This window comes from Bacillota bacterium (assembly GCA_036504675.1).
GTDB lineage: Bacteria > Bacillota > Sulfobacillia > JAJYWN01 > JAJZPE01 > DASXUT01.
The window spans coordinates 1-5,702 of the sequence record DASXUT010000107.1; the positions used below are offsets into that span (position 1 = coordinate 1).

At 68.2% G+C, this 5,702-nt stretch carries 5 protein-coding genes; 3 read left to right on the forward strand and 2 right to left on the reverse strand.

Translation table 11 applies throughout. The features are described 5' to 3' along the window. The coding region (locus VGL40_07955) for a class I SAM-dependent methyltransferase (GenBank protein ID HEY3315188.1) at positions 1–762 on the forward strand (762 nt) is incomplete at its 5' end. A gap of 121 nt (positions 763–883) precedes the next feature. Here VGL40_07955 and VGL40_07960 read toward each other — a convergent pair. Beyond that, positions 884–1,639 carry an HAD-IIB family hydrolase gene (locus VGL40_07960; protein ID HEY3315189.1) on the reverse strand — a complete coding sequence of 252 codons (756 nt, stop codon included), beginning with the start codon at positions 1,637–1,639 and terminating at the stop codon, positions 884–886. Continuing rightward, positions 1,632–3,782 carry a hypothetical protein gene (locus tag VGL40_07965; protein ID HEY3315190.1) on the reverse strand — a complete coding sequence of 717 codons (2,151 nt, stop codon included), beginning with the start codon at positions 3,780–3,782 and terminating at the stop codon, positions 1,632–1,634. Before VGL40_07965 ends, VGL40_07960 begins: the two co-directional genes overlap by 8 nt. A 130-nt stretch (positions 3,783–3,912) precedes the next feature. Between VGL40_07965 and VGL40_07970 the strand changes: the two genes are divergently transcribed. Together VGL40_07970 and VGL40_07975 are read left to right on the forward strand one after the other, a co-directional pair. Beyond that, entirely contained in the window at positions 3,913–5,025 is a 1,113-nt protein-coding gene (locus VGL40_07970) for an NAD(P)-binding protein (GenBank protein HEY3315191.1), read from the forward strand. Positions 5,026–5,173: 148 nt separating this feature from the next. Beyond that, positions 5,174–5,482, forward strand: coding sequence for a hypothetical protein (locus tag VGL40_07975; GenBank protein ID HEY3315192.1), 309 nt, complete (start codon positions 5,174–5,176; stop codon positions 5,480–5,482). Positions 5,483–5,702 lie beyond the last annotated feature (220 nt).

Below are 5,702 nucleotides of genomic sequence, written 5' to 3' on the forward strand. Positions count from 1 at the left end.
CGGGAGGTGGCGGCGATGGGAACGGATCAACTCGTGGTGGCTACCGTTGTGGCCCTCTTGGGCGCGGCTTTGTGGGAGGGGCTGCGGCCGGTCAACGTCCCGAGACAGGCCAACTTCGAGGGGATCGACGACCCAGCGGCCGCTCGGGCCTATGATTGGCTCAGCCGTCTCCCCCACTTCAGCCTGGTCCGTCAGCTGATGGCCTGGGCTGTAGCCGCCCGGCGTCCTGAAAGCCCGCTGGTCGACGTCGGTTGCGGTCCCGGATACTTCACGGCCAAGCTGGCCAGGGCCTTCCCCGACCACGGGGTGATCGGGGTCGACCTGTCCGAGGAGATGACCCGGACGGCCGCGGCCAACCTGTCGGCCCGGGGCCTCGGGCGGGTCAGGTTCATCCAAGGTGACGCCCGTGAGCTGCCCTTTGGCGACGGGTCGGTCGGCTTCCTGGTGAGCACCCTGTCCCTGCATCATTGGGCCGACCCGGTGGCGGCCTTCACCGAGTTCCACCGCGTCCTCCGGCCTGGCGGGCAGGTGCTGGTGGTCGATGTCCGCCGGGACTGCCCGCGCTTGTTCTACTGGCTCTTCGCCCTGGACAGGCAAATCCTGACCCCGCACGCGCTGAGGGTGGCCAACGAGCCGATCGCGTCGGCTCTGGCCTCCTACAGCCTGGGGGAACTGCGGGCCATCCTGCGGCAGACTCCCTTTGATGAGGGCCGGGTCGGCGCCCTGACGGCTCTGTCGCTGACCTGGGCCCGAAAGGGCTGAAATCGAGACCCTTCGAGACTGAAGGCAAGGCCCTTCCCGGTGGTGATGGGAAGGGCCTTTCGCTTTGCCGCCGGTCCGTAACCGTCCGAAGAGCATCGCCCCCCCGCACGGCCTGGAAGGCTCACTCCCAGCCCATCATCGTCCGCAGGATGTCCTGCACGCCGGCCAGGCCGGGGTGGGGGGAAACGTAATCGGCGGCGGCCTTGACCGCGTCGGTGGCGTTGGCCGGCGCCCCCCGCCAGCCGGCCGCGGCGAAGAGGTCGAGGTCGTTCTCGCTGTCCCCGATGGCCAGGATGGACGACGGGTCAAATCCAGGATAAGTGGCCCTGAGAAAGTCGAGGCCGTCGGCCTTGGAGACGGGGACGAGAGCGATGTCGAGGACCTCGCCGACCGTGAAGACCCTGGCCTCCGGGTGAGCCTCACGGACCACGCCCTCGACCTGGTCGCGGGAATCACAGGCGGGATGGCCGCCGACGGCAATCAGGCTCAGGGTGAAGTCGCGGCTGGGTTCGATCTCGACCGGCCCGATCCGCTCGGCGATGGCCTCCAACAGGTTGACGCGGTCGCGGCGGAGCCTGGTCACGCCGTACTCCTCGATGCGCGGATGGACGAGGACCCGCGAGCCGACCCCCTCGACGACCAAAGACCCCAACTCGCAAAGATGAGGCGACTCCCGCAAACCGAGGATGACGGCGAAGACCTTGACGAACTCGACCGACCTCCCGGTGACCAGTGAGAACGACGGGGAGCCCGCCCGCGCCCTGGCCGACCGCAGCCAGGCGTAGGCTCCGAGGTCGGGCGGTTGGGTGAAGTCGTAGAGGCAACCATCGATGTCCGACAGGACGGCCGTCGGCCGGCGCGGTCCCGAACTACTCATCCCGATTCCCCTTGTCCAGGCAGACTAGCTTTTTATCGCGTTGCTTTTTGATCACGACGTAGGACGAGTCGCGGGCCTCGACCGGTCCGTGCCCGACGGCTTGCGCGACGACCGCGGACACGGCGGCGTCCGTCCCCGTGCGGTGGTAACCGAAGACTACGAGGACGCTATGTCCGGGAGCGGCCGGATTGGGCACCAGGTGCACAAGGCCGGCGTCGGTGTCCCACGGGAAACCGTAGGAGACCGGCCCACCGCGCCGCTTGGCCGCGATCATCTCGGGCTCCAGGGTCCACGGGTGCAGGGGGGCGTGGCCCGTTTCAGCGGCCCGCGCGGCCATCGTCCCGCCTAATTCGCAGCAGTCCTCGAAAGGACAGCCCCCCGGCCTGATGGATCCGGCGGCTTCCCCATCGCCCCGACCGTCCGCCCAGCGGCCCCACTCGCTGCCTCGGTAGTCGGCGCCGCAGCGGAACAGGCAATTGGTGAAGGAGTTGGCCAGCGGCGAGCCAAGGACGATGAGATCGCGGCCCTTGACCTCGTCGAGGCTCAGCCCGAGACCCTGAGGTCCACCGGCCGCCGTCGACGATCCGGGATTCAGCCCGGCGACGTGGGCGACCCGGAAGTTGTCCCCCAGGGTGGCCAGCCCGAGAGCATCCATGAGCTCATACGCCAGGGCCAGGTCGACGGTGTCCATCCGGAAGGGCAGGCCGAGAAGGTTCCTCAGGCTCGCGCCGGTCAAGTGGTCGCCGAAGGTGCTGCCGACGACGATCAGCGGTTCGGTGGAACCCCTGGTGACTAGTTCGATGAACTGGCCGAGGCTGGTTGGGCCGGCGGTGGCAGAGCCGGCGGCGGTTGGCCGGCCGGCGGTTGGCCGGCCGGCGTCATCGGGGTCCGCCGCCTGGCCTGAGCGCCTGGCCCATTCGGCCCGGGCGGCCATCCGATTCAACAGACCGAAGGCCGAGCCGGCGAGCTTCTCCAGAATCTTCTTCTCGCCGCGGACCCAGACCACGGTGCCGACGATGACGCCCAGGGCGACGGAGCAGATGAGATAGGCCCAGAAGCGCGGGGTAAGGGTCGGCAAGTTGCGCCGGAACGAGAACCAGGCCTGGCTGTAATAGGGCTTCAAGAGGATGCTGGCGATGAGGACGACGAAGGCCGCCAGAGCCTCGCCGAATCGGAACTCGCGGAAGAAGCGGCCGGTCCGCCGCTTAACCAGCGTGAACTGGTCCTCGTCGGGGAGGACGAAGCCTCGGTTGTCCCGGAAGGCCTCCCCGACCGTGGCGGCCAGGCTGGCCTCATCGTGGCCGACCAGGACGACAACCGTCTTGTCCAGGTCCCAGACGGGCCGGAAGGGCGAAGGTCGGACGATGACTTCGGCCCTTGGTGCCTGGGCCGAACCGGCGGCGCTCTTCCTCTCCCACTGGTGGACGAGGCGCTCGACCTCGTCGGCAGCCTGGTGGTCCTCGTCGCAGATCAACCGCATCAGGTCGTTGGACCAGACCTTCTTCGACCCGCCCTGGGCCGACCGGTGGACAGTCCCGACGACGATGTAGTTGTGGTACCCGAGGTCGCGGCGGCGGAAGCCGTCGACGAGGACGGCCCGCGGGGCCTCGGTCGAGCCGGACTTGGCCTGGTCGAGCCAGAGGCGGCGGTCGCCGGTCCCGCCGGCCACCGCGGTGGCCAACTTCAGGCCGAGCAGCCCTTCGGACAACGCGGTCGCCTCGGCGGCAGCCAGGCCGGCCTCCCTGACCTCCCTCGGCTGAAGGGCGGTGTTGGAGATGACCACCCGGGCCTGGAGCCACTCCCCGGCTCGGCCCAACTCATCCCCGGATGAGAAGACCAATGACTTGGGCGGCTCCAGCCAGAAGGCCCACCGGCCGGTCGGCCCGCGTCTGGCCGGGCTATCCAGGCCGAGGGCCCCGGACAGGCGTTGCAGCAAGTCGTCGGCGTCCTCGTCCCCGGCCAGAGGCAGCCCCTCGAGGACCAGGTGAGCGACGATGCCGCCGGTCAGGCCGACCCAGAGGATGACGACCACTTGCTGAATGAGCTGCCAGCGCTGGACGATGGCCAGGGCCAGCGGGGCCGAAAAGGCCAGGACGATCAGGTAGAAAAGCAGGGCCAGGCGGTTGTAGCGGGCGATCCGCAAAGGTCATCCCTCCGGGCAAGGTGATTCTTCGAGCACCGACGTGGTTCCTTCTGGCCGGAAGCCGGCCGGTGGCCAGAGGCACATCAGGAACGGCCCTCGATGGCAGTCTAGGAACGAAGGAGGGGTTCAATTGGCCAGGCCACCCAAGGTTGCCGTCGTCGGGGCCGGCCTTTCCGGCCTGGCCTGCGCCATCGGCCTCGAGCGGCGCGGCCTCCGGCCGGACGTCTTCGAGAAAAGATCGGTCGTCGGCGGCCGCTTCCCCAATGTCGAAGGGTTCATGAGAATCGCGGACGCCCCCTTCGGCGATGCCCTCCACTTCCTGTGGCGAGAGTACGGCCTCAGGGTGTGGGTCCCCAACCCCATCGAACGCTTGGTCTTCCATTCGGTCCGGCATGAGGCCGTCATCCGCGGGCCGCTCGGGTACACCACCCTCAGGGGCGATCAGGAGGGGTCCTTCGAAAAGCAACTGGCCCAAGAGTTCAAGGGCCCGATCCATTTCGGCCGGGCCGCCGACGCCATCTCCCTGGCGGGCGACTACGACTTCGTGGTCGTCGCCGACGGGCAGGACACCATCCCCCGGCGCCTCGGGTTCTGGCGGAAAATCGTCTCGGTCCGGGCCTCGGCGTGGGTCGTCGAGGGTCCGGTCCCCCCGACCGAGATCGACATCTGGCTCGACCCGGACCTGGCCGGACACGGCTATGCCTATATCCTGCCGTGGCGAGAGCGGACCGGGATGGCCGCCATTTATGAGCCCGATGCGGGTGAGGGTGACGAGATCCACGCCGACCGGCAGGCCCGCTTCCTCGAGGTCCTCCGCCGCCGCGGCCTGCAGGCCCGGCCCCTCGAGGGCAGCCAGATCAACGATTATGAGATCGGCTACCCCGAGCGCTGTCGCGACGGCCCCCTCCTCTTCGTCGGCAACGCCGCGGGCTGCATCCAGCCGCTGGCCGGCTTCGGGCAACTCCTGTCGGTGATCAGCGGGTTCGCCGCCGCTAGGGCCGTCGTCGAGGGCCGGCCGTACGAAGCCTTTCGCGGGTCGGACCAACGCCGCCGGGCGGACGTCGCCCTCAGGAGACTGGTCGACCGGTTCGGCGCGGACGACTTCGACCGGTGGATCGCCGCCCTGGCCCTCATCCCCTTCAGAGACCTCTTCTTCTCGACCAATCTGCCCCTCCTGACCTGGGGCGGGAGCCTGGTCTCGACCTTCTGGCCGCCGGCCGGGGAGGGGCCCTCCGGCCGGTGACTGGGCGGGGAAAGTCGGCTGCTAGGAAAAGGGCCGGTCGGTCACGAATAGGCAAGGGATGGTTGATCGAAGGTCGGTCGGGGCCGGCAACGACAACCCTCCGCCTGCCGCCCGGAGACGGCTTGGCCGCGGACAAGGGAGGATGCGCATGAGCAGACTGTTCGGATGGGGACGGACCCGCGAGTGGCCCCCGAGGAAACGGGAAGATGAGAAGAAGCCGAGCCAGGCGACAGAAACCAATCCCCCTCCCCCCGGCACGCTTCAGGTCTTCACCAACCCGCCGACCGAGGGTCAGAGCGAGACGCCGGCCAAGTCGGGCGAGCCACCGAAGCTGGACAGCCTCGACATCCTGGCCTTCACCATCGCCATGTTCCAGATCATCCTGCCCTACTTCCTCGTCCTCGTCGGGGCCATCCTGGCCGTCTATGGGCTGTTCTGGTTGCTGTTCAGGCATTAGGGCAGAGCGCCTCACGGCTCGCCGCCGCACAAGGTCAAAGGCATAATAAGAGCAGGCCTTCCCATGGTCTGGTGGTGGCCTGCTTGCTTCATTTCTGTCAGCAGCTACTCCAGGTACTTGCGAAAAGCTCCTCGCTCGGTGCGAGTTCAACCTCGCCCCTAACTCAGGTGTCGCACAATGACCCCAGGATGGGCTTTCTGATACAGTTCAGCGACCAAAC